Genomic DNA, 22,752 nt, shown 5'->3' on the forward strand with positions numbered 1-22,752 from the left:
CTAAAAGTACGTGATACATACTATCATATTTATGAAATCATATATAGGTTTTTTTGAAAAAATCTAAATAGTTTATCAATAATATAAGTAACGTCCAATTTAAAAAAGTATCAAGGTATGTTATGATAATACGTTGTTCCGAAAAAATGAAGAAGGGGGCGCGCATCCTTGATTTATTTAGATAATAGCGCTACAACAAAACCCTATAATGAAGTCATACAATCTTTTACTAAAGTAGCTACAACTTATTATGGCAATCCATCCTCCCTCCATCAATTTGGCGTACAGGCGGAGAATTTGTTGAGCCGTTCGCGTGAGCAAGTAGCAGAATTGCTGCACGTATCGTCAAATGAAATTATTTTTACATCTGGAGGAACGGAAGGGAATAATTTGGCTATTAAAGGCGTAGCGATGCAATATAAAAGCCGAGGTCAGCATATCATTACGACAAATATTGAACATGATTCTGTTCATGAACCATTCAAGCAGTTAGAAGCACTAGGATTTAACGTTACGTATGTTCCGGTAGATTCCAGTGGATTTGTATCACCTGCGGCTATTGAATCAGCTATTACGGATGAAACCATTTTAGTATCTGTTATGCATGTAAATAATGAAATTGGCACCATTCAGCCAATTGAAGAAATTGGACAGATGCTGACGAACTATTCGAAGGTGCTTTTTCATGTCGATCATGTGCAGGGGATTGGAAAAGTTCCGCTTTCTTTAGCGGATCATAAAATTGATTTATGCACATTATCAGGACACAAAATTCACGGCTTAAAAGGGACAGGAGTTTTATATAAACGAAATGGAGTTCAGCTTCATCCGTTGCTTAGCGGAGGCTCTCAGGAAATGCAGCATCGATCAGGCACGGAAAATGTCCCGGGAATCGTAGCATTTGCTAAAGCACTGCGTTTAACACTTGAACATGCTGCTCAAAATCAGCAAAAAATGCGGAAAATAAAAGCAGAACTGATGGACAAACTTTCTGCTCACGAAAGAATCACGATGAATACGCCGAATGAGCATTCGGCACCTCATATTATAAATTTTACAGCACAAGGTATTAAAGGTGAGGTTTTTGTTCACGCTCTTGAAGAAAAAGGAGTGTTTGTATCCACTACATCTGCTTGCTCATCAAAGCGAAAAAAGCCAAGCAAAACGCTTTTAGCTATCGGTAAAAATTACGAAGAAGCCGATCAGTCCATTCGATTGAGCTTGTCAGGCTTAAATGATTATAATGAAGTAACGCCCATTGTAAATGCTATTTTCACAGTAATTGAAGATCTAAAGAAAGTAATGAGGTAAAAGATTATGATATATAACCATATTTTAATTCGGTACGGAGAAATCTCAACCAAAGGACAAAATAGAAAAAAATTTGTTGCCCAGCTAAGAAAAAATATTGTAACGGCTCTTAGTGCATTCCAAAATATTCACGTAAAATACACAAGAGACCGCATGTATATTCACTTAAACGGTGAAAATCACGAGCCTATCATCGAACGTCTTCAGCAAATCTTTGGTATTCAAAGCTTTAGTTTAGCATTAAAAGTTGAAAATGAGCTTGAAGCGATTCAAGAAGCAGCGTTAGAAGCAATGAAAGAATTTGATATAGAAGGAAAAACATTCAAAGTATCTACTCGAAGAGCGTATAAACAATTTCCTCTTGATACAAACGAATTAAATTATGCAGTAGGAAGTCATATTCTACGAAATACAGAGCATCTACAGGTAAACGTAAAAGAACCAAGCGTAAATGTACGAGTAGAAGTGAGAAGTGAAGCAACGTATATTACATGCTTTGATTATCGCGGAGCCGGAGGTCTTCCAGTTGGTACGAGTGGAAAAGCGATGCTGATGCTTTCTGGAGGAATTGACAGCCCGGTTGCAGGATACTTAGCTATGAAGCGCGGTTTAGAAATAGAGGCGGTTCATTTTTACAGTCCGCCTTTTACAAGTGAACGTTCTAAGCAAAAAGTCATCGATTTAACGCAAAAATTAACGGCTTATCACGAAAAAGTAAAGCTTCACATTGTACCGTTTACAGCTGTACAGCAAGCGATTCAAAAGCAAATTCCAGAGAATTATACCATGACCTCTACACGCCGTATGATGCTTCGAATTACGGACCTTATTCGTGAAAAAAATGAATCGTTAGCTATCGTAACTGGCGACAGCTTAGGGCAAGTAGCTAGTCAAACGGTTGAGAGCATGTATGTGATTAATGAAGTGACTAATACGCCAATTTTGCGTCCGCTTGTAACAATGGATAAAACGGAGATTGTTGAAATTGCCCGCAAAATTGATACACATGAAATTTCGAATCGACCGTATGAAGACTGCTGTACAATCTTTACGCCAAGCTCACCAAAAACGAAGCCAAAGCGTGAAAAAATAAATCGATACGAACAATTTTATGATTTTGAAACATTAATTCAAGAAGCGGTAAATAATGTAGAAACGCTTGAGATGACAGCTTCTTCGGCTACAAATACCCAAGACAGCGTAGAAGATTTGTTTTAAAAGTTAAATTTCATAAAATTACCAAAAAAATAATGTATGATGCCATGTGTTTTGACACAATCTATATTCAACAAGGAGGTGAAAACACATGGCAAACACAAACAAATTAGTAGCTCCTGGTTCAGCAGCTGCTATCGACCAAATGAAATACGAAATCGCTTCTGAATTCGGTGTAAATCTTGGACCAGAAGCAACAGCTCGCGCTAACGGATCTGTTGGTGGAGAAATCACTAAACGCTTAGTTCAAATGGCTGAGCAACAACTTGGTGGTAAATAAGTCATATTAATTAAATAATGATGGCTAAAAAGAGTGGGGGAAACCTCACTCTTTTGTCTTGTTTGTTTTGTCACGTATAATAGAGACAAGATCAAGCTTTATAAAGTAAAGGAGATGTTGGCGATGGGGACTTTATTTTACGGCGGCAAAATATATACGATGCTAAAAGAGGGTAAACATGTAGAAAGCGTATATGTAAAAAAAGGATTCATTGAAGATATAGGCGCAGAAAAAGATCTAAGAATTAAATGGGGTGCTGAGATTGACAAAGAAGTACACCTCAAAGGATATCCAATGTATCCGGGCTTTGTAGATAGCCATCTTCATTTAATTGGTCACGGTGAAAAGCTCCTTAGGCTTGATTTGTCTCAAGCTACTTCTAGGGAAGACGTGCTGATGCGCGTTCGGCAAAAAGTAGAGAGTACACCAAAAGGAGAATGGGTAATTGGAGAAGGGTGGGATGAAAATCAGTGGGAAGATTCCTCTTTGATTCAGTATCAAGATCTTGATCAACTTTCAACTGAACATCCGATTATGTTGAAGCGAGTCTGTCGTCACGGATTAGTAGTAAACGGGACTGCTCTTAAAATAGCCGGGATTACAGCTGAAACACGTGACCCGGAAGGAGGTATTATCCAGAGGGATGAAGCAGGAAATCCTACCGGTTTTTTGGCTGATCAAGCGCAAGAATTAGTAACGGGTCATATTCCTCAAGTATCAGAAGCATACATTCGACAAGCTCTTTCAGTAGCCATTAAAGATTGTGTTCAGCACGGATTGACGGGTGGACATACGGAAGATTTAAATTATTATGGAGGCTTTTTGCGTGCATATCAAGCATTTCAAGACGTTATTCATAAAGAAAAGCAGCTGTTTCGTGCTCATTTACTTGTTCATCATGAAGCTGTAGATGATATGTATACATACCTTGAAAAAAAGAAAGACACATCCGCTTTTATTGAAATAGGTCCAATGAAGATTTTTGCTGATGGTTCTCTCGGCAGTCAATCTGCTCTTTTAAGCTTTCCATACAAAAGCGACCCATCTACAAGAGGTGTAGCTATTCAATCACTAGATGAATTAAAACAGCTAGTGAGAAAAGCAAGAGAATTGGGCATGACGGTTGCAATTCATGCGATTGGTGATTTAGCGTTTCAATATGTAGTAGAAAGCATCGAGCAATATCCTCCTCAAACAGGGCAAAGAGATCGTATTATTCATGCGCAAATTCTACGAAAAGATTTAGTTGAGCGTGTAAAAAAGCTCCCGGTTGTATTGGATATTCAGCCTCGGTTTTTAGCCAGTGATTTTCCATGGGTCATTGAAAAAATTGGAGAAGAGCATTTAGACTATTGCTATGCGTGGAAAACGTTATTGGACGAGGGCGTTATGTGTGCAGGGGGATCGGATGCGCCTATTGAACCTATCAATCCCATGTTAACAATTCATGCAGCAGTTTCTAGAAAAACTTCTCCAAATAGCTCGGTCGTTTACATACCATCTGAGCGACTTACAGTATTTGAAGCTGTTCAGCTGTTTACTTTAGGAAGCGCGCAGGCCATTCATCAAGAGGACAAAAAAGGATATGTTCAAAAGGGCTATGTAGCTGATTTTACCGTGTTAGAAAGAGATCTGTTTGAGATACATGTAGATGATATCCCATCGGTACAGGTGCAGATGACTGCTATTAATGGAGAAATTGTATATCAAAAATAAAAAGCGCCCAAGGGCGCTTTTTATTATAGAAATGTACGCTTAACTCGTTGCCAGAAGGAGTTATCTTTAAGTTTAACCGTTTTAATTTGACGGTCGCTTAAACGAATTTGAACTTGATCAACTTGGCGTGCATTTAATGCTTCGTTATCTATTCCAATAATTGGACTGTGGTTGTTGTCATTGGATAGTTTTAAAGTGAGCGTATGCTCAGCGCTTAGGATGAATGAAGATCCTAATGTACGATAGTTATTATTATTTAACGATGCCAATTCGCTGACTTGCATACAAGGAATTAACGGATCAACTACGGCTCCACTTACCGATTTATTATAAGCCGTACTGCCTGTTGGTGTTGAAATAATCATCCCATCCCCACGGAATGTTTCAAAGTGATTTTCATTAATAAAAACATCTAGACTGAGTGTTTTTATCACACCTGATCGAATCGAACATTCATTTAAGCAATAAAAAGAAGTTCCTTGATCAATTTGAGTTTGTAAAACGGGAAATCGACGTACTTCTATATTTTCTGTCGTAATAGCTTCAATCATTTTATCCGTTTCATCGATATGAAAATCGCAGTAAAAGCTTAGTTGATCTGAAGTTGTGACACCAGCATATAAGCAGTCATCTCGAAAGCCAGATTGACGGACAGCCTGTAAGAAAGCTCCGTCACCGCCAATACTTACAATGATGTTAGCGCTGTCGAAATGATCTACTATTTGAAAGTCATATTGTTTTGCAAGTTCAATAAGTGGACTTACAAGCGCCTTTGTTTCCTGATTTTTTGGATGAAAGAAATAAACGTTGCGACGATTTGGCATAGATAGTTCCCCCTTGTTTGTCTGATATGTAAAATATTAGCGATAAAGTAAACTTTTTAAAAAAAGTTTGTTACAATAATTATAGCATTATTGCTTTAAGAATTAAAAGAATAATCTTTTAATTCTGACACCTAAAAAGGAGGATTTTCATGAACAAAAAAAGGTGGATTGCTCTTTTAATTGCGGCCTGCTTATTCATTTTTTCTACGATTGTTAATATTGGTTTTTCAGTCAAAGAAGAAAAAGATGACGGTCTGGCAGGAATATTTGGAGGAGACGACAGTGAACTATCAGAAACAGTTATCGAAAAAGGGAATGCAGCTAAGAAAATTGCAGTGCTAGAGGTCAATGGAACGATTCAAGATACAGGGAGCGGTTCCTCTCCGCTTATGTCCCAAAATGGTTATAACCACCAAGCATTTTTAAAGCAGCTAGAGGCTGCAAAAAATGATAAGGCAGTTAAAGGAGTCATTATTAAGGTGAATTCACCGGGCGGCGGCGTCGTTGAAAGTGCTGAAATACATAAAAAAATTGAAGAGCTGAAGAAAGAAACGAAAAAGCCAGTGTATATTTCAATGGGATCAATGGCTGCTTCAGGAGGCTATTACATTTCAACAGCTGCTAATAAAATCTATGCAATCCCGGACACTTTAACAGGTTCACTAGGTGTAATTATGCAAAGCGTTAACTACGGCAAGCTGGCTGATAAACTAGGAGTAGAATCTGTTGTGATTAAAAGCGGGGCTCATAAAGATATTATGTCTCCAACAAGAGAAATGACCGGAGAAGAAAAAGAAATTATGCAAACACTTGTAGACAACTCGTACGATGGTTTCGTCAATGTTATCTCTGAGGGACGTCACTTGTCTAAAGAAAAAGTGCGTTCTATCGCAGATGGAAGAGTGTACGATGGACGTCAGGCTAAAGAGCTGAAGCTGGTCGATCAACTAGGCTATTTTGAAGATGCGGTAACAGGAATGGAGAAAGATTATAAGTTAAAAGGTGCACAAGTAATTCAATACAATCAAGGATTCGGACTGCCTTCTTGGCTTTCAATGAGCATGCAAAAAGTAATAGGTGGAGATGAACAAGTTACTGCAATGTTAAAAATATTTGCGCAGCCAAGCTCTCCGCGTCTGATGTATTTATATGCAGAATAGAGGTGGGAACATGGAAAATCAGTCTCATTCAACCGAATCAAACGACAATATAAAACATGACCCAGCGGTAAGTACTCCAATAGGTAGTGAATTCCATTATGCAGGCTTTTGGATGCGCTTTTGGGCATACCTTTTAGATCTAGCTGTAGTAGCTAGCTTGAACTCTCTGCTGATCAAGCCCATTTTCCATTTAGCAGGTATTTCTCGAGGAGATGGATTTTTTTCTCCCTATACGATTGTAACGGTTATTATCTTTTATGGTTATTTTGTTTTAATGACCAAGTATTTTGGACAAACGCTTGGAAAGATGGTGTTTGGGCTTAAAGTAGTATCGCTGAAAGACTCCACTTTAACTTGGCCTGTTGTGCTGTTTCGTGAAGGAGTTGGGCGCTATATTTCTAAAACAGTTTTTTTACTTGGCTATTTATTAGTTGCGTTTTTACCTAAGAAGCAAGGAGCCCATGATTACTACGCAGATACAACTGTCATACATGAAGGTACAATCAGCAGATAATAAAAAGAGGCTGGGACAAAAGGGTTTTAGACGAAGTGAAAAACGTACCACTGATCAAGATTTTGATTAGTGGTGCGTTTTTTTTTTGTTATGGTAAACGAAGGTTTCATTTGTTTAGATTCTTCTAGCAGTTGATTGGATTCATTTCGTTATGTCTCAACCTCTTTTTATTGTTTTCATAAGGTTTAATATTCTGTGTTTTGGAGATAATGTGAAGCTAAGAAGGAGTGAAGGATGTGCTATGGCTTTTATGGATATTGCTAGCACTTTTAATTGTTATTGTACTTATTGTATGGACAAAAATCACACTATTTGTAGATCTTCACCATGTCCGAGATAACGATTATTACAGAGTGAGGCTCAGGGCTTGGTTTGGTCTTATTCGCTATACATATGAAATTCCGGTAGTGAAAGTGAAAAAAGATTCTCCTCGTTTGCTTGTTGAAAAGAAGAAAGGAATGGGGGATCAAGGAAAAGAAGACGAGAATTCATGGAATGATTATTCTGTAGAAGACGGGTTAAGCATGTTAGAAAATGCGAAGCAATTCCTTGAACAGGTAGTCGGTTTTCATAAAATTTTTCGTCGTTTCTTACAGAAAGTGACGGTAAGTGATATTAGATGGCATAGCCGTTTCGGCTTAGGTGATGCTGCGTTAACAGGCGTACTTACCGGGGCTGTATGGTCTGCAAAGGGGGGCATAGTTGGTATAATCAGCCGTTATATGAAACTAAAAGATATGCCTGTCATGAGCGTTACTCCTGTATTTCAACATCTTTGGTCAGAAACGGTATTTGAGTGCATAATTTCTTTTCGAGTTGGTCAAGCTATTCTAGTAGGTTTACGGACCTTGAGATACTGGCGGCATACGTCCAAAAAGCGTCGCAAAAGATGGAAGTCGTCAAATAAGAACAAGACACACTCTGTGAAAACATAAGGAGGTTATCTTAATGGCAGAACATCCAATTAAAAGTTTAATGTCGACAGCTATGGAAAATTTAAAGGAAATGATTGATGTTAATACAATCATTGGGGATCCTGTAGAAACACCTGATGGCAGTGTTATTTTAACTGTCTCAAAAGTAGGTTTTGGTTTTGCAGCGGGCGGAAGCGAGTTTGGAGTAGAAGGGCATGCACCATCTTCTCCGGGACAGCATCAGCAAGAATCAGCTCATCCATTCGGCGGAGGTAGCGGTGGCGGTGTATCGATTACGCCAATTGCCTTTTTAATTGTAAGTGGAAGCGGAATTAAAATGCTTCACCTTAACGAAAGTACACATTTATATGAAAAGATTCTAGATACAGCACCTCAAGCAATTGAACGCGTGCAGCAAATGTTCAAGCGCAACAATCATCAGCAGGATCAGCACAATCAACAAAATCAGCATCATGATAGTGCAAACGATTTTAATTTGTAGGTATAAAATAAAGCTTTGCTTGCTTCTTTGAATAGTAAAAGAAGCAAGCAAAGCTTATTTTGTTTGGTTTGTTTTCTAGCTTGGAGTGCCATGTTTTGTATGTCATTTAATTGCAATATAGAGACAGACAAGCTAATATGAACAGTGTACATACTTATTTAAAGGAGGAATTATTCGTGACTAAATTTAAAGGTAACGATGTAACATTATTAGGAAATCAAGTGAAGGTTGGAGACAAGGCTCCAAACTTTACTGTTTTAGCAAATGATTTATCAGAAGTAACGCTTGACAGCACAAAGGGTTCTGTTCGCCTAATCAGTGTAGTTCCTTCTATTGATACTGGAGTTTGTGATGCGCAAACTCGCCGCTTCAACGAAGAAGCAGCTAAATTAGATAACGTAAAAGTATTAACAGTAAGCGTAGATTTACCGTTTGCTCAAAAGCGCTGGTGTGGTGCTAATGGCATTGATAATGTTCAAACTTTATCTGACCACCGCGACTTATCTTTCGGAGAAGCATATGGTGTAGCCATTCAAGAATTACGCTTATTAGCTCGTTCAATCTTTGTAGTAGACTCAAATGACAACGTAACGTATGTTGAGTACTTACCAGAAGTAACTGAGCATCCGAACTACGAAGCAGCAATCGAAGCAGCTAAAACAGCTAAGTAAGATTGTCAGTGGCGTTCGGCAGAAGGCGGAAAACAATGTTTTTCGCCTTCTTTGTGTTTTAAGAAGTTTTTATGATAAAATATGATGTTCCAAATAGGACGTTTACTCATTTATATAGATATTATTTCATTACACAGGAGGCAGAATATGAGTCAGTTAGCTAGTATGGAAAAGCTATTTGGTGTAATTGATCAAACAGCTATTATTTTAAGAAAAGAACTAAACTGCGTATATTTAGAAGCAGTAGCTGAAACGGGAGAAAATTTGTTTCAAGGAACTATTTTACAAGAAGAGCTAGATGAGGTAACTAAAAAACGTTTAAAAAAAGAGTACGATTCAATCACGCTTGATCATTTTGAAAAAGAAACGATTCGAAAAGCGTATCAGCTAGCTATTTTAAAAGGCATGAAAGAAGCAGTTCAGCCTAACCATCAAATGACGCCTGATGCTGTAGGACTATTTGTCAGCTACCTAGTTGGAAAGTTCATGGCAGGAAAAGATAAATATACGCTTTTAGATCCAGCAGTAGGAGCAGGGAACTTATTAACAACCATTTTAAATACACACGCTGCGTCAATTGAACACGTATACGGTGTAGACGTGGATGATTTATTACTTCAATTGACATATGTAAATGCAAATTTACAGAAGCACGGCGTTCAATTATTCAATCAAGACAGCTTACAGCCGCTTTTTATTGATCCTGTTGATTTAGTTGTCTGTGACCTGCCGGTTGGTTATTATCCAAACGACGAAGGGGCAAAAGAGTATAAAGTAAGAGCTGAAGAAGGTCACACTTATGCTCATCACTTATTTATTGAACAAAGCTTGCGTCATGTAAAAGACGGAGGATACGTAGTGGCTCTTATTCCAAATAACTTGTTTGAATCTGAACAGTCTCATTTATTACAGCCGCTTTTAAAAGAGGAAGCAATCGTTCAAGGAATCGTTCAGCTGCCGCTTTCAATGTTCAAACAAGAGCAGGCTGCTAAAAGTATTATGGTTCTTCAAAAGCAGGGAGAAGGAGTAACAGCACCTGAAAACGCGCTGCTTGTGAATTTACCGAAGTTCAGCAATCGGGAAGCAATGAGTGATATTATGGCTCAAATGGACCAATGGTTCCGAGTGAATAAAAAGTAAGTCTTTTTCGAAAATAATGAATATTTGTCGGTAGCGTTTTCATGATGTATAGCTCTTGAAATCTATTGTCGTGAATGATTAAATGAATAAGGATAGAAATCGTGTCGAAATGCATAGAATATTGTAGAGATTACACTTTTATGTTCTGTTCGTTATGTTTATGATGCACGTATAATAAAGAAGGAGCTGTTTTTTTATGTCAAAAATCATGGCAATCAACGCCGGCAGTTCTTCACTTAAGTTTCAATTATTTGAAATGCCAAGTGAGACGGTATTAACAAAAGGTTTAGTAGAACGAATTGGTTTAGATAACGCTGTTTTCACGATCTCGGTAAATGGTGAAAAACAAACGGATATTACAGAAATCCCTGACCATGCTGTTGCAGTTAAAATTTTAGTTGAAAAGTTACTTTCTCAAAACATCATTCAATCATACGATGAAATCACTGGTGTAGGTCACCGTGTAGTACACGGCGGAGAGAAGTTTGCTGATTCTGTTTTAATCACAGATGAAACACTAGCGGAAATTGAAGCTTTATCTGATTTAGCACCGCTTCACAATCCAGCAAACATTGTGGGAATTAAAGCGTTCCAAGATATTCTTCCAAATGTTCCAGCTGTAGCAGTCTTCGATACAGCATTCCATCAAACAATGCCAGAAAAATCATTCTTGTACAGCTTACCGTACGAGTACTATGAACAGTATGGCGTTCGTAAATACGGTTTCCACGGCACATCTCATAAATATGTTTCTGAGCGTGCAGCTGAGCTTCTTGGCCGTCCAATCGAACAATTGCGCTTAATTTCTTGTCACTTAGGTAACGGTGCAAGTATTGCTGCAATTGAAGGCGGCAAGTCAATTGATACATCAATGGGCTTCACACCATTAGCTGGTGTAGCAATGGGAACTCGTTCAGGTAACATTGACCCTGCATTAATTCCATTTATTATGGAGAAAACAGGAAAAACTGCTGACGAAGTATTAAATGTATTAAATAAAGAAAGTGGTCTTTTAGGTGTATCTGGTATTTCTAGTGACCTACGCGATCTAATCAAAGCAAGCGCTGAAGGCAATGAACGCGCTGAAACAGCACTTGAAGTATTTGCTAGCCGTATTCATAAATATATCGGTTCTTATGCTGCTCGTATGTCTGGTGTAGATGCAATCATCTTTACAGCAGGTATTGGAGAAAACAGTGATGTTGTACGTGCTCGCGTTCTTCGCGGTTTAGAGTTCATGGGCGTTTATTGGGATCCAGCTTTAAATAGTGTACAAGGAGAAGAAGCATTTATTAGCTACCCTCATTCTCCAGTTAAAGTTATGGTTATTCCTACAGACGAAGAAGTTATGATTGCACGTGACGTTACTCGTTTAGCGAATATTTAAGTTCATAAAGTGCCTCTTCAATGCATGAATTCTCATAAATTGTCAGGCAAACTAACGAAAAGCTGATTTCCTTGTTAGGAAATCAGCTTTTTTATATAGCGTCAGTAGCTGACGGTTGAAAGAAGGTTTACAACGTATAGAAGAAAGAAATAATATAGGAAGCAAAATGTAACGGATGCATTATTTGTTATAATAAAAATAAAACTACTTATTTCTTGAAAGGGTGACATGATGATACTAACGAATCGCGAAGAACAGCTTTTAGAAGAAATCTATAAATGGGAAGAGAGCTTACAGAGTGTAGAAGCAACTGAGATGGAGTTATTATACGAAGAGTGGTTAGAAAAAGGGCTTAACTTAATTCCAGCTTCTGTTCGTGAGACCTATTTACATAAAATTGATGAGGGACTCTTTCAGTTAACTGCATTAATTCAAGGTACGGAAATGCAAACTCAAGCGACAAAACGAATTATTGAAACCGCTCGTGTATTCAAAGAGGATATCACAGATCTCTCAGAAATGAATTCCCTTCAAGTAGATCAGCTTTCTTATATATGCGAACAGCAAATGGCCAAGCTTCGGTTGTATGCGCTGAGTCAAGGAGCACTTTCAGGAACCGGACAATCGCTGCTAGTCGGTATTGATATACCTGCTGTTTTATGCATGAATATTCAAGCGGTGCAACAGGCAGCAATGAGCTACGGCTATCATATCCAGACTCCTTCAGAGCTGATGCTAACGCTAAAAGTTTTCCATGCAGCAACGCTACCTAGACACCTTCAGGCTGAGGGGTGGCATCAATTAAAGAGTGAGTTAAGCCAAGAATTTGACCCGTATTTTTATGAAGGTGTTGATCAAATTGTAGATAAAACGTGGCTGCAAAAAATCGTTGTGCAAATCGGGAAAACGCTAGCTATATTTGCTGCAAAAAGAAAAGTTTACAATCGTTTGCCAGTGGTGAGTATGATGGTTGGCGGAGGGATGAATTACCGAATGGCCAAGCAAGTGACAGATTATGCAAAGCGCTTTTATCAATACCGCTATTTGCTGGATAAGAAAAACGAGTCTCATTAATTTTTCATGAGACTCGTTTTTTTTGTCTATCCGTGAACTTTCTTTGATATTTCCTCATTTGTTCGATACCAAATCCACAAATCATTAATAATAGAAGCAAGTTCTCCTATCTCGCTATTTAATTCACAGGAGCGGATAAAATTAGTCTCGTCTTCTAACGCCGCTTGTTTTTGATTAATACTCTTTTCTAAAGATTGAATTTTGTCTGGAATATCCCCCCGAATGGATTCCCATGTTAGGAGAATATCCTGCTGAACTTTTTCAGAATAGAATGTCCATTCTCTTTCAAGAACAGGAATTTTTATACCGAGTCTGTTGTCATAAGTAAAAAAGCGCTCCATTTTTTCACCTCTTCCCTTCCATTTTATACAATGACAAAAGCCAGAGCTACTGTAAGTGAAAAATAAATCATTTATACTTGATTTATGCATATAAATATACACAGTATGTAAGAAAAGAATATTCATTCATGTTTATTTTTACAGTATTTTAAGAGATTTCACCCTGTTAAATTAAAATAAATGTGAATTTATATACTTTTTTTTGAATAACTATTGAAAATAGATTAAAAAGTTGTTAAAGTAATAGTAGATTAAATGAATAAAAATTAAAACGGTTGTATTAATATATATATAATTTGTAGGAGGAATAGATAATGAGTAATCCAAAAGTTGTTTTAGCATATTCCGGAGGTTTAGATACGTCAGTTGCAATTAAATGGTTACAGGAAAAAGGGTACGATGTAGTAGCTTGCTGTTTAGATGTAGGCGAAGGAAAAGATTTAAAATTCGTTAAAGAAAAAGCCTTAACAGTTGGAGCGGTATCATCATATGTGATTGATGCAAAAGAAGAGTATGCCAATACATTTGCGTTAGCAGCACTTCAAGCACACACATTATATGAAGGAAAATATCCATTAGTATCTGCACTATCTAGACCGCTAATCGCTAAAAAGCTTGTAGAAGTAGCAGAACAAGAAAATGCAGTAGCTGTCGCACATGGATGTACGGGAAAAGGAAATGACCAAGTGCGTTTCGAAGTATCAATTAAAGCATTAAATCCACACTTAGAAGTTTTAGCTCCTGTTCGTGACTGGAAATGGTCTCGTGAAGAAGAAATCGAGTATGCAAAAGAAAAGAATATTCCAATTCCAATTAACTTAGACAGCCCATTTTCAATTGACCAAAACTTATGGGGAAGAAGTAATGAGTGTGGTGTTCTTGAAGATCCTTGGGCAGCTCCACCTGAAGAAGCATATGACCTAACGGCTTCTCTTGAAAACACTCCGGACACAGCCGATGTAGTGGAAATTGAATTCGTTGAAGGTGTTCCCGTATCATTAAACGGTCAATCGTACACGCTAGCTCAGTTAATTCTAGAATTGAACGAAATTGCAGGTAAGCACGGAGTCGGACGTATTGACCATGTAGAAAACCGTCTTGTGGGAATTAAATCACGTGAAGTATATGAGTGTCCAGCTGCTATGACATTAATTAAAGCGCACAAAGAGCTTGAAGATTTAACATTAGTAAAAGAAGTAGCGCACTTCAAACCAGTAATTGAGAAAAAATTAACAGAAGTTATCTATGAAGGTTTATGGTTCTCTCCATTAACGAATTCACTGCTTGCATTCTTAAAAGATACGCAGCAATATGTGAACGGAACAGTGAGAGTAAAACTATTTAAAGGGCATGCTATCGTAGAGGGACGTAAATCTCCTAATTCTTTATACAATGAAAAACTTGCAACATATACAAAAGAAGATGAATTTGATCACAATGCAGCAGTTGGTTTCATCTCATTATGGGGACTTCCAACACAAGTGAGCAGCATGGTAAATCAAAAGAAGGTGACAACGGTATGACCAAACTTTGGGGAGGGCGTTTTACGAAACGCCCTGAACAATGGATTGACGAGTTCGGTGCGTCGATTTCATTTGATCAGCATCTTGTAGAAGAAGATATTGAAGGCAGTTTAGCACATGTAAAAATGCTGGAGAAATGCAGTATTCTTTCTGGAGATGAAGCGTCACAAATTAAAAAGGGCCTTCAAACACTGCTTGAAAAAGCTAAGAAGAAAGAATTAACATTTTCTGCTCAATATGAAGATATTCATTTGAATTTAGAAAAGTTATTAATTGATGAAATTGGTCCGGTTGGAGGAAAGCTTCATACGGGTCGAAGCCGTAATGATCAAGTTGCTACAGATATGCACTTATATTTAAAAAAGCATGTTCAGCAAATTGTAGGGTTGATTGAAAATCTAGAAGATGTACTACTTACAAAAGCAGATCAGCATGTTGAAACCATTTTTCCAGGCTACACACATTTACAGCGCGCGCAGCCGGTTTCTTTTGCTCATCATTTAATGGCTTATGTTTCAATGTTCAAGCGCGATGCTGAACGTTATGCGGAATCACTGAAGCGTATTGATTTATCTCCTTTAGGAGCAGGAGCTTTAGCTGGTACGACATTCCCAATTGATCGTCACTATAGCGCGGAACTTCTAGGCTTTAATGGGATTTATCAAAACAGTATGGATGCTGTCAGCGATCGTGACTTTATTTTAGAGTTTTTAAGCAACAGTTCTATTTTAATGATGCATTTATCTCGTTTTTGTGAAGAGTTAATTTTATGGTCTAGTCAAGAATTTCAATTTATTGAAATGGATGATACGTACGCAACGGGCAGCAGTATTATGCCTCAGAAGAAAAATCCTGATATGGCGGAGTTAATTCGTGGTAAAACAGGACGAGTATATGGTCATTTATTTAGCTTATTGACTGTGTTAAAAGGCACGCCTTTAACATACAACAAAGACTTGCAAGAAGATAAAGAAGGCATGTTCGATACGGTTACAACGATTGAAGGATGTTTGACCATTTTTGCTGGCATGATTGAAACAATGACAGTAAAAACAAATGTTATGGAAAAAGCTACGAAACAAGATTTTTCAAATGCAACGGAGTTAGCTGACTATCTTGCTTCAAAAGGTATGCCGTTTCGTGAAGCACATGAAGTGGTTGGGAAACTGGTTCTCGTTTGTATTCAGAAAAATATCTACCTAATGGATTTGCCGCTTGAGCAATATAAGGAAGCGTCAGATTTATTCGAGGAAGACATCTATCATGTATTAAGTCCAAAAACAGCTGTTAATCGCCGCAATAGCGCGGGAGGAACAGGATTTGAACAAGTAAAAAAAGCAATTCAGCTAGCTAAAGATGAATTGCATGAAAAAACATCAATATAAAAAAGTTATCAAAACGTCCGCAGAAAAATCTGCGGGCGTTTTTTGATGTGAGATAAATGGTATAACTAGAGCATTTAAGAAGAAAATAGAAAAGATTATGTAAGGGATTATGAAGTAAAGTTCACATTCTTAAAGAAAATAAAGTGAAAAAGGAGAAGTGACATATGAAAGACAAAAAACATCCGCAGCATGTATATGAATATGATTTCGAAGGAGAAAAAGAGACATCAAGACAGCTAATGGATTCTTATTCAAGCGGCGTCATTGGCGATGCTATGGCTTCTGTAGTCGAAAATCCAGAAGCACAGAGTGATAACGAACTATATGAATAACTAGATGCATATACTGTATATAGACTAAGAAAAGCAGGATTATGCTGAGCTCTATCGAAAGGTAACGTCATAGTAAATCCGGTTTTCTAAAGGATTTGGTGTGGCGTTCTTTTTTCAGTTAATCACTGATATAAGAAAAGAGGGATAAAGGTGAAAATTGGAGTGCCGAAAGAAGTAAAAAACAATGAAAATCGCGTGGCTATTACTCCAGCTGGTGTTACAGCTTTAGTTAACGGTGGGCATGATGTATATATTGAAACACAGGCAGGAGAAGGCTCTGGATTCCATGATGAAGATTACACAAATGCAGGAGCTTCTATTGTAAATACTGCAAAAGAAGCATGGGATGCTGAAATGGTTATGAAAGTAAAAGAACCGATTTCAGAAGAATACGGATATTTTCGTGAAGGACTTATTTTGTTTACCTATTTACATTTGGCAGCTGAAGAAGCATTAACGAAAGCATTGATTGATAAAAAGGTGGTAGGCATCGCTTATGAAACTGTACAGCTTCCAAACAAAAGCTTGCCTCTGTTAACTCCGATGAGCGAAGTTGCAGGAAGAATGTCTTCTCAGATTGGAGCTCAATTTTTGGAGAAAACCAAAGGTGGCAAAGGGATTTTATTAAGTGGAGCTCCAGGCGTGCAAAGAGGAAAAGTAACAATTATTGGAGGAGGAGTAGCAGGAACCAACGCAGCTAAAATTGCGGTCGGATTAGGGGCTGATGTTACAATGATTGATTTAAACGCTGATCGCCTTCGCCAGCTTGATGATTTATTTGGTAAAGAAGTGACGACATTAATGTCAAATCACTACAATATCGCACAATCTGTAAAAGAGTCAGATTTAGTGATAGGAGCGGTTCTCATACCGGGAGCTAAAGCGCCAAAGCTTGTCACAGAGGAAATGGTTCAAACGATGTCAAAAGGGTCCGTTGTAGTTGATATTGCTATTGATCAAGGGGGGATTTTTGAAACAACTGATCGCATTACCACTCACGATAACCCGACTTATTCGAAGCATGAGGTCTTGCATTATGCTGTTGCTAATATGCCAGGAGCTGTTCCACGTACGTCGACCTTAGCGCTGACCAATGTAACGGTTCCTTATGCTCTGCAAATAGCAAGTCAGGGATATAAAAAAGCGTGCTTAAAAAACCCTTCCCTTCTTCAAGGCATCAACACTCTAAATGGGTTTGTCACTTACGCGGCTGTGGCAGATGCACACGGTCTCACTTACGCTGATGCAACAACTTTATTAGAGCAAGCATAATAAGGCATGTTTTTGCGCAGTTTGTGATATGATAGCCGCGTATTCACTTGTTTTGTAACTAAAACGGACGGGTAGAATATAGAAAATGTTAGTGTAAAAGGAGAGAATAAATGATGCACGTTTCTTATCATGGACATTCTATTGTTAAAATTGAAACAAAAGGAAAAACAATTTTAATTGACCCGTTTATCACTGGAAATGAATTAACAGATTTAAATGCTGAAGATGTAAAAGCAGATGTGATTTTACTGACTCATGGCCATAATGATCATGTAGGCGACACGGTGGAAATTGCTAAGCGCAGCGGTGCACTTGTTGTGGCAGTAGCAGAATTAGCTACATATCTTAGCTGGCAAGGCTTAAACGTACATCCAATGAGCATAGGCGGAGCCTATACATTTGATTTTGGCACGGTGAAATTGACCCAAGCTTTCCACGGTTCAAGTTATACAGAAAATAATGAGAAAATTATTTATACAGGAATGCCGGCTGGTTTGCTTTTAACGATTGAAGGAAAGACAATTTATCATGCTGGAGATACGGCTTTATTTTCTGATTTGAAGTTAATTGGTCGCCATGAGCCTGACGTAGCATTTCTTCCAATTGGAGATAACTTTACAATGGGACCTGAAGATGCAGCTATCGCAGCGGAATGGGTGCAGGCAAAGCTTGTTGTGCCAATTCACTACAATACATTTCCTGTAATTAAGCAAGATCCTCATCAGTTTGTTGAGTCTTTATCTGGCATTGAAGGAAAAGTATTAAAAGCTGGAGAAGGATTGGATCTTTAATCATAGATAGAGGCTGGGACAAAACGATTTCAGTTAAAGTTAAAAAAGAACGAGTAATCGATAATATCGATCACTCGTTCTTTTTTTATTGTTATGGTGAACGTAGGTTTCATATATGTAGCGGCTTCTAGCTGTGGATTGGAGTGCAAGCGCCGAGGAGGCTCACCGGCCGCCCGCGGAAAGCGAAGTCTTGCACGGAAATCAACTGCGGTGTCACAAGCAGTTCAGCTCATGTCTCACATTTGTTCGTCTTTGGATTGAATCGATGCAGTTATGTCTTAATCTCTTTTTATTTGCAAAGAAACGTTCTGCTTTTTTTACTTCCCTGCATACGATAGTAATAATAAGGAGGGAGAGCTATGGAAAAAAATCGAGTTATTTTATCGCTTTTACTATGTGGAGTGATGCTTTACTATGCAATGCCGCACTTAGTGTTAACAACTTCGAGTTTGCAAGGGATTTTTAGTATAAGCTGGTTTACCTTTGCTCTTTTTGTAGCCGGAGGCAATTTGTCATCACTGCTTTATGCACCGCGCCGCAAGAAGGCAGGTATTCAAAAAAATAGTGCGAGAAAGCCTTTGCGTCAAAGAGGTTAGATTGAATCCATTTCACTTCCCCCGTATAATAAAAGAAAAGACATATGAAACGTAAAAACGTTTTAGAAGGGTGAAGTACACGTGGCGACAAAACATGAGCAAATTTTACAGTATATCGATTCGCTTCCAATTGGTGAAAAAATTTCAGTGCGCCAAATTGCCAAAGAACTGAATGTCAGTGAAGGCACGGCGTACCGAGCAATAAAAGACGCGGAAAATAAAGGATATGTTTCAACGATTGAACGAGTTGGGACCATTCGAATTGAACGAAAGAAAAAAGAAAACATTGAAAAGCTCACGTTTGCTGAAGTAGTAAACATCGTGGATGGACAAGTGCTGGGCGGACGTGAAGGCTTGCATAAAACGTTAAACAAGTTTGTTATTGGAGCGATGAAGCTTGATGCTATGATGAGATATACCGAGGCCGGAAACCTTCTTATCGTAGGGAATCGAGTAAACGCTCATGAATTAGCTCTTGAAGCAGGAGCAGCCGTGTTAATTACGGGCGGCTTTGATACGGAAGAATGGGTTAAGAAGCTTGCGGATGATCTTAAGCTTCCTATTATTTCAACGAGCTATGACACGTTTACAGTTGCAACGATGATTAACCGTGCTATTTATGATCAGCTGATAAAAAAAGAAATTGTGCTTGTAGAGGATATTTTAACACCTATCTCTGAAGCGGTTAGCTTGCAGTTAACCGATACGATTGAAAAATGGCATGAATGTAACGATAAGACTCACCACAGTCGTTTTCCTGTAGTGGATCAGCATATGAAAGTTCACGGTATGGTCACCTCAAAAGATGTTATTGGATATGACCTTTCTACTTCAATTGAAAAAGTAATGACGAAAAATCCGATGACGGTTCACGGGAAAACATCGGTCGCTTCTTCTGCGCATATGATGGTATGGGAAGGGATTGAAGTGCTGCCTGTAGTGGATGATTACCACCGGCTAGAGGGCATTATCAGCCGTCAAGATGTTTTAAAGGCGCTGCAAATGATTCAGCGTCAACCGCAGGTAGGAGAAACCATTGACGACATTGTAACCAATCAATTTATGGATGTACAAGAGACAAAAGAAGCACCAGTGTATCGCTGTGAAGTAACGCCGCAAATGACGAATTATATGGGGACTATTTCATACGGAGTTTTCACTACTATTGTAACGGAAGCCGCCAATCGTGTTCTTCGCTTATATAAAAAAGGTGATTTGGTTATTGAAAACATCACCGTTTATTTTATTAAGCCAGTTCAAATTGAAAGCGTAATTGAAATTCGTCCTAAGCTATTAGAACTTGGTCGGAAGTTTGCTAAATTAGATGTAGAAGTCTACAATGCCGGGGTTGTAGTAGGGAAAGCGATGATGATGGCTCAGTTATTGGAAAGAGTATAAAAAAAGAAGCTGCTCTGCAGCTTCTTTTACATTTGATCAGCTTCTTTTATTGCATAAGGCTGATAGTACTTGTAAGCTTTGATACCTGCTAATATGCTGCCTGAACCGAATAATACAAATAGTATGCCGATGATAAGCGAAAGGCTTGTTTCGTAAATAAACCATTGATTGATTCCAAAAAATAATACAAAAGAGCCAAGACAAATACTCGACTTAGCGGAAATCCACTTTCGTTCCATTGGGCGTTTCGAACGTACGTATTTTACTTTTAAATACATGTAGAAAACAAAGGACACAACGATTAAAATCATAAAAAATGGCACAGACGCCCCTCCAGTCCGGTGTATTTCTATCCGTAATGTTTCTAGATGCTAGTAAGCAGTAGTGTTGAAAGTGTTTACAGTAGTATCTATTATTTTACAGGTCGATGACAGAAAATTCTACTATTGATTGATTCTTCTTTTAAAAAAGAGAAGAGATATGATTTAATAAATAATATGGATACAGCGCTGTGGAAATGTAAGTGCACGTGGTGCGTACATAAAATAAGAACAGTCTTGACGGGAGAGAGAAAATGAAAGCACAAATATTAGAAGCTATTAAGCAGTTTGACACCATCATTATTCACCGGCACATTCGTCCAGATCCAGATGCATACGGATCTCAGTGCGGATTAGCGGAATTGTTAAAAACATCTTTTCCGGAGAAGAAGGTATACGTAACGGGAGAAGAAGCGGAGTCATTAAAATTTTTATACCGGATGGATGATATCGCTGATGAGACCTATGAGGGTGCGCTTGTCATTGTTTGTGATACGGCTAATGAAGCACGAGTATCAGATCAGCGCTACGTAAATGGAAAAATGGTCATTAAAATTGATCACCATCCAAACCAAACTCCTTACGGTGATTTGCTTTGGGTTGAGACGTCTGCTTCTTCAACAAGCGAAATGATTTATGAATTTTACTTGGAAGGAAAAGAAAAGGGTTTATCTCTGAATGATGAAGGAGCAAAGCTGATCTTCAGCGGTATCGTCGGAGATACGGGTCGATTTTTATTTCCAAATACAAAGCCGAAAACGTTTTGCTATGCAAGTGAATTGATTCAATATGGTTTCAATTTTAAAGATGTATATGATCAGTTATACAAAACAAAAGAAAACGTCGCTCACTTACACGGATATGTGCTGCAAAATTTTACGATGTCTCCAGCAGGAGTTGCTCATATGAAAATTCCAAATGAAATTCTTCGAAAATATGATGTGACACCAGCTGATGCTTCTCAGCTAGTCGGTTCGTTAGGGCAAATTGATGGAGTAAAAACGTGGGTGTTTTTTGTGGAGGAAGAAAATCAAATTCGTGTTCGCCTTCGTTCAAAAGAGCTTGTCATTAATACAATTGCTAGAAAATACAACGGAGGAGGCCATCCTCTTGCGTCCGGCGCTTCCATTTATTCATGGGAAGAAGTAGAGCCTTTACTACTTGATTTAGAAGAGCTCTGCAGTCAGCAGTAATCTGTAAAATAAGCCGTTGATTTTAAATCAGCGGCTTTTTATAGTACTTTTTCCATCTTTTTAATTCGAACTTCAATCGAAAGCGTTGTATAAAAATAAATTTGATGAACTTCAACTTCATAAATCGTTTTATCGAATTCGTATTTTTTATTTTCAATTGCTTTTTTTAAGATATCCCTGCTTCGATACGCACTTTCAATATCTTGGGCAATTAAGTGCTGTGCTTCTTCGTCGACGCTTTTTTGAATATTGTATTCAACCACAGAGTTTACTTTATAACGATTGCCATTTACTAATTTTACTTTCACATTCTGAATAATCAAATGCTGCTTCATTTCCTTGTTTAATGCTTTTACATCTTCTTGCCATGCGCTAATTTGCAAATTTGCTTTTTCTAGCTTATCATTAGCAATTCGAACTTCCTCTAGCTCTCTATCTCTTGAAACGCCATAAATCGTTAAAAACACCCCCCAGCTAACAATTGCTCCAATGACTATACCGGCAAAAAAACGCTGCCAGTCGGAGCGCTTGAACATTCGCTCGCTGGGTACCCTCATACAAAATGCTCCTGAGTTAACCACTTGATGATAAGAGCCCCGGTCTGAGCTCCTCCCATAGCGGATAGAATTAAAAGGATTTGTTTGAATACATCTTTTGTGGCTCCTTCAAAGAGTCCGCGCTCAAAGCTGTAAAACGTATCAAATGTTCCTCCAATTGCTCCGACAATTGCCCAGATTTTCAAACTATTGCTGAGGGTATGCATGACGTATAAAGGAGATTTTCCAATTAAAAACCCCGCAAATGCTCCAATTAATGAACCGCCTAAAATAATACCTAATGAAGTGAAATAACTCCAAATGAAAAGAGACATAAAAGGCTCTTTTGTCATGACG

At 38.2% G+C, this 22,752-nt stretch carries 25 protein-coding genes; 20 read left to right on the plus strand and 5 right to left on the minus strand.

Features of this window, described 5'->3' with window-relative positions; translation table 11 throughout:
- Positions 1 to 168 precede the first annotated feature (168 nt).
- From AC2YJL_RS00495 to AC2YJL_RS00510, 4 genes are all read left to right on the plus strand, one after another.
- Positions 169 to 1,311: a cysteine desulfurase family protein gene (locus AC2YJL_RS00495; protein ID WP_195695802.1), complete on the plus strand. Its 1,143-nt coding sequence runs from the start codon at positions 169 to 171 to the stop codon at positions 1,309 to 1,311.
- Positions 1,312 to 1,317: 6 nt separating this feature from the next.
- Positions 1,318 to 2,529, plus strand: a complete 1,212-nt coding sequence (thiI, locus tag AC2YJL_RS00500) for a tRNA uracil 4-sulfurtransferase ThiI (RefSeq protein ID WP_487374610.1) — start codon at positions 1,318 to 1,320, stop codon at positions 2,527 to 2,529.
- Positions 2,530 to 2,617: 88 nt separating this feature from the next.
- The gene (locus AC2YJL_RS00505) at positions 2,618 to 2,806 is read left to right on the plus strand and encodes an alpha/beta-type small acid-soluble spore protein (RefSeq protein WP_013059477.1); all 189 of its coding nucleotides are present in this window, start codon (positions 2,618 to 2,620) and stop codon (positions 2,804 to 2,806) included.
- A 123-nt stretch (positions 2,807 to 2,929) separates the two neighbouring features.
- Positions 2,930 to 4,522: an amidohydrolase gene (locus AC2YJL_RS00510; RefSeq protein WP_230933680.1), complete on the plus strand. Its 1,593-nt coding sequence runs from the start codon at positions 2,930 to 2,932 to the stop codon at positions 4,520 to 4,522.
- A gap of 23 nt (positions 4,523 to 4,545) precedes the next feature.
- Here AC2YJL_RS00510 and AC2YJL_RS00515 read toward each other — a convergent pair whose 3' ends face one another.
- Positions 4,546 to 5,346, minus strand: a complete 801-nt coding sequence (locus AC2YJL_RS00515) for an NAD kinase (protein ID WP_050688622.1) — start codon at positions 5,344 to 5,346, stop codon at positions 4,546 to 4,548.
- A 149-nt stretch (positions 5,347 to 5,495) separates the two neighbouring features.
- On the opposite strand from AC2YJL_RS00515, the gene sppA reads away from it, so the two are divergent.
- From sppA to AC2YJL_RS00555, 8 genes are all read left to right on the plus strand, one after another.
- Positions 5,496 to 6,506 carry a signal peptide peptidase SppA gene (gene sppA, locus AC2YJL_RS00520; protein WP_251568888.1) on the plus strand — a complete coding sequence of 337 codons (1,011 nt, stop codon included), beginning with the start codon at positions 5,496 to 5,498 and terminating at the stop codon, positions 6,504 to 6,506.
- Positions 6,507 to 6,516: 10 nt separating this feature from the next.
- Positions 6,517 to 7,020, plus strand: coding sequence for an RDD family protein (locus tag AC2YJL_RS00525; RefSeq protein ID WP_230933679.1), 504 nt, complete (start codon positions 6,517 to 6,519; stop codon positions 7,018 to 7,020).
- A 236-nt stretch (positions 7,021 to 7,256) separates the two neighbouring features.
- On the plus strand, positions 7,257 to 7,955 hold the full coding sequence (locus AC2YJL_RS00530) for a DUF2953 domain-containing protein (protein ID WP_050688620.1): 699 nt from the start codon (positions 7,257 to 7,259) through the stop codon (positions 7,953 to 7,955).
- A gap of 13 nt (positions 7,956 to 7,968) precedes the next feature.
- Positions 7,969 to 8,436, plus strand: coding sequence for a GerW family sporulation protein (gene ytfJ, locus AC2YJL_RS00535; RefSeq protein WP_195695807.1), 468 nt, complete (start codon positions 7,969 to 7,971; stop codon positions 8,434 to 8,436).
- A gap of 137 nt (positions 8,437 to 8,573) precedes the next feature.
- Positions 8,574 to 9,107 carry a thiol peroxidase gene (gene tpx, locus AC2YJL_RS00540; protein ID WP_042452765.1) on the plus strand — a complete coding sequence of 178 codons (534 nt, stop codon included), beginning with the start codon at positions 8,574 to 8,576 and terminating at the stop codon, positions 9,105 to 9,107.
- Positions 9,108 to 9,254: 147 nt separating this feature from the next.
- On the plus strand, positions 9,255 to 10,247 hold the full coding sequence (locus AC2YJL_RS00545; RefSeq protein ID WP_050688618.1) for a class I SAM-dependent methyltransferase: 993 nt from the start codon (positions 9,255 to 9,257) through the stop codon (positions 10,245 to 10,247).
- A 196-nt stretch (positions 10,248 to 10,443) separates the two neighbouring features.
- A complete protein-coding gene (locus AC2YJL_RS00550) occupies positions 10,444 to 11,634 on the plus strand; it encodes an acetate kinase (protein ID WP_050688617.1) in 1,191 nt (396 codons plus the stop codon).
- 228 nt (positions 11,635 to 11,862) lie between these two features.
- Positions 11,863 to 12,708: an EcsC family protein gene (locus AC2YJL_RS00555; RefSeq protein ID WP_230933678.1), complete on the plus strand. Its 846-nt coding sequence runs from the start codon at positions 11,863 to 11,865 to the stop codon at positions 12,706 to 12,708.
- Positions 12,709 to 12,734: 26 nt separating this feature from the next.
- Here the strand turns inward: AC2YJL_RS00555 and AC2YJL_RS00560 are convergent, their stop codons facing one another.
- Positions 12,735 to 13,049, minus strand: a complete 315-nt coding sequence (locus AC2YJL_RS00560; RefSeq protein WP_195695809.1) for a hypothetical protein — start codon at positions 13,047 to 13,049, stop codon at positions 12,735 to 12,737.
- Positions 13,050 to 13,363: 314 nt separating this feature from the next.
- Here AC2YJL_RS00560 and AC2YJL_RS00565 point away from each other — a divergent pair, with 314 nt between their 5' ends.
- The 7 genes from AC2YJL_RS00565 (at position 13,364) to AC2YJL_RS00595 (ending at position 20,346) form a co-directional block, all read left to right on the plus strand.
- Positions 13,364 to 14,572, plus strand: coding sequence for an argininosuccinate synthase (locus AC2YJL_RS00565; RefSeq protein WP_013059465.1), 1,209 nt, complete (start codon positions 13,364 to 13,366; stop codon positions 14,570 to 14,572).
- On the plus strand, positions 14,569 to 15,957 hold the full coding sequence (gene argH, locus AC2YJL_RS00570) for an argininosuccinate lyase (protein ID WP_195695810.1): 1,389 nt from the start codon (positions 14,569 to 14,571) through the stop codon (positions 15,955 to 15,957). Before AC2YJL_RS00565 ends, argH begins: the two co-directional genes overlap by 4 nt.
- A 164-nt stretch (positions 15,958 to 16,121) precedes the next feature.
- Positions 16,122 to 16,289 (plus strand): hypothetical protein, encoded by a 168-nt coding sequence (locus tag AC2YJL_RS00575; protein ID WP_013059463.1) that lies wholly within the window; start codon positions 16,122 to 16,124, stop codon positions 16,287 to 16,289.
- A gap of 150 nt (positions 16,290 to 16,439) precedes the next feature.
- Positions 16,440 to 17,561: an alanine dehydrogenase gene (gene ald / locus AC2YJL_RS00580; RefSeq protein ID WP_487374611.1), complete on the plus strand. Its 1,122-nt coding sequence runs from the start codon at positions 16,440 to 16,442 to the stop codon at positions 17,559 to 17,561.
- Between the two features lie 113 nt (positions 17,562 to 17,674).
- The gene (locus AC2YJL_RS00585; RefSeq protein WP_195696999.1) at positions 17,675 to 18,352 is read left to right on the plus strand and encodes a metal-dependent hydrolase; all 678 of its coding nucleotides are present in this window, start codon (positions 17,675 to 17,677) and stop codon (positions 18,350 to 18,352) included.
- A 359-nt stretch (positions 18,353 to 18,711) separates the two neighbouring features.
- Entirely contained in the window at positions 18,712 to 18,948 is a 237-nt protein-coding gene (locus AC2YJL_RS00590; protein ID WP_195695813.1) for a hypothetical protein, read from the plus strand.
- A gap of 81 nt (positions 18,949 to 19,029) precedes the next feature.
- Positions 19,030 to 20,346 carry a CBS domain-containing protein gene (locus tag AC2YJL_RS00595; RefSeq protein ID WP_013059459.1) on the plus strand — a complete coding sequence of 439 codons (1,317 nt, stop codon included), beginning with the start codon at positions 19,030 to 19,032 and terminating at the stop codon, positions 20,344 to 20,346.
- Positions 20,347 to 20,372: 26 nt separating this feature from the next.
- Here AC2YJL_RS00595 and AC2YJL_RS00600 read toward each other — a convergent pair whose 3' ends face one another.
- Positions 20,373 to 20,669: a YtpI family protein gene (locus AC2YJL_RS00600; protein ID WP_013059458.1), complete on the minus strand. Its 297-nt coding sequence runs from the start codon at positions 20,667 to 20,669 to the stop codon at positions 20,373 to 20,375.
- 251 nt (positions 20,670 to 20,920) lie between these two features.
- Between AC2YJL_RS00600 and AC2YJL_RS00605 the strand changes: the two genes are divergently transcribed.
- Positions 20,921 to 21,859: a DHH family phosphoesterase gene (locus tag AC2YJL_RS00605; protein ID WP_028410518.1), complete on the plus strand. Its 939-nt coding sequence runs from the start codon at positions 20,921 to 20,923 to the stop codon at positions 21,857 to 21,859.
- Positions 21,860 to 21,897: 38 nt separating this feature from the next.
- On the opposite strand, the gene ytrI is transcribed toward AC2YJL_RS00605, so the two are convergent.
- Positions 21,898 to 22,416: a sporulation membrane protein YtrI gene (gene ytrI / locus AC2YJL_RS00610; protein WP_057233227.1), complete on the minus strand. Its 519-nt coding sequence runs from the start codon at positions 22,414 to 22,416 to the stop codon at positions 21,898 to 21,900.
- Positions 22,413 to 22,748, minus strand: coding sequence for a sporulation membrane protein YtrH (gene ytrH, locus AC2YJL_RS00615; RefSeq protein WP_013059455.1), 336 nt, complete (start codon positions 22,746 to 22,748; stop codon positions 22,413 to 22,415). The genes ytrI and ytrH overlap by 4 nt, the downstream gene beginning before the upstream one ends.
- Positions 22,749 to 22,752: the final 4 nt, after the last annotated feature.

This window comes from Priestia sp. SRI_019 (genome assembly GCF_057586255.1).

Bases quoted from the DNA above. Each gene is read 5' to 3' on its own strand.
- thiI (WP_487374610.1), top strand. From the start codon at position 1,318: ATGATATATAACCATATTTTAATTCGGTACGGAGAAATCTCAACCAAA.
- AC2YJL_RS00505 (WP_013059477.1), top strand. From the start codon at position 2,618: ATGGCAAACACAAACAAATTAGTAGCTCCTGGTTCAGCAGCTGCTATC.
- AC2YJL_RS00510 (WP_230933680.1), top strand. From the start codon at position 2,930: ATGGGGACTTTATTTTACGGCGGCAAAATATATACGATGCTAAAAGAG.
- AC2YJL_RS00515 (WP_050688622.1), bottom strand. From the start codon at position 5,346: ATGCCAAATCGTCGCAACGTTTATTTCTTTCATCCAAAAAATCAGGAA.
- sppA (WP_251568888.1), top strand. From the start codon at position 5,496: ATGAACAAAAAAAGGTGGATTGCTCTTTTAATTGCGGCCTGCTTATTC.
- AC2YJL_RS00525 (WP_230933679.1), top strand. From the start codon at position 6,517: ATGGAAAATCAGTCTCATTCAACCGAATCAAACGACAATATAAAACAT.
- ytfJ (WP_195695807.1), top strand. From the start codon at position 7,969: ATGGCAGAACATCCAATTAAAAGTTTAATGTCGACAGCTATGGAAAAT.
- tpx (WP_042452765.1), top strand. From the start codon at position 8,574: ATGAACAGTGTACATACTTATTTAAAGGAGGAATTATTCGTGACTAAA.
- AC2YJL_RS00545 (WP_050688618.1), top strand. From the start codon at position 9,255: ATGAGTCAGTTAGCTAGTATGGAAAAGCTATTTGGTGTAATTGATCAA.
- AC2YJL_RS00550 (WP_050688617.1), top strand. From the start codon at position 10,444: ATGTCAAAAATCATGGCAATCAACGCCGGCAGTTCTTCACTTAAGTTT.
- AC2YJL_RS00555 (WP_230933678.1), top strand. From the start codon at position 11,863: ATGATGATACTAACGAATCGCGAAGAACAGCTTTTAGAAGAAATCTAT.
- AC2YJL_RS00560 (WP_195695809.1), bottom strand. From the start codon at position 13,049: ATGGAGCGCTTTTTTACTTATGACAACAGACTCGGTATAAAAATTCCT.
- AC2YJL_RS00565 (WP_013059465.1), top strand. From the start codon at position 13,364: ATGAGTAATCCAAAAGTTGTTTTAGCATATTCCGGAGGTTTAGATACG.
- argH (WP_195695810.1), top strand. From the start codon at position 14,569: ATGACCAAACTTTGGGGAGGGCGTTTTACGAAACGCCCTGAACAATGG.
- AC2YJL_RS00575 (WP_013059463.1), top strand. From the start codon at position 16,122: ATGAAAGACAAAAAACATCCGCAGCATGTATATGAATATGATTTCGAA.
- AC2YJL_RS00585 (WP_195696999.1), top strand. From the start codon at position 17,675: ATGCACGTTTCTTATCATGGACATTCTATTGTTAAAATTGAAACAAAA.
- AC2YJL_RS00590 (WP_195695813.1), top strand. From the start codon at position 18,712: ATGGAAAAAAATCGAGTTATTTTATCGCTTTTACTATGTGGAGTGATG.
- AC2YJL_RS00605 (WP_028410518.1), top strand. From the start codon at position 20,921: ATGAAAGCACAAATATTAGAAGCTATTAAGCAGTTTGACACCATCATT.
- ytrI (WP_057233227.1), bottom strand. From the start codon at position 22,416: ATGAGGGTACCCAGCGAGCGAATGTTCAAGCGCTCCGACTGGCAGCGT.
- ytrH (WP_013059455.1), bottom strand. From the start codon at position 22,748: ATGACAAAAGAGCCTTTTATGTCTCTTTTCATTTGGAGTTATTTCACT.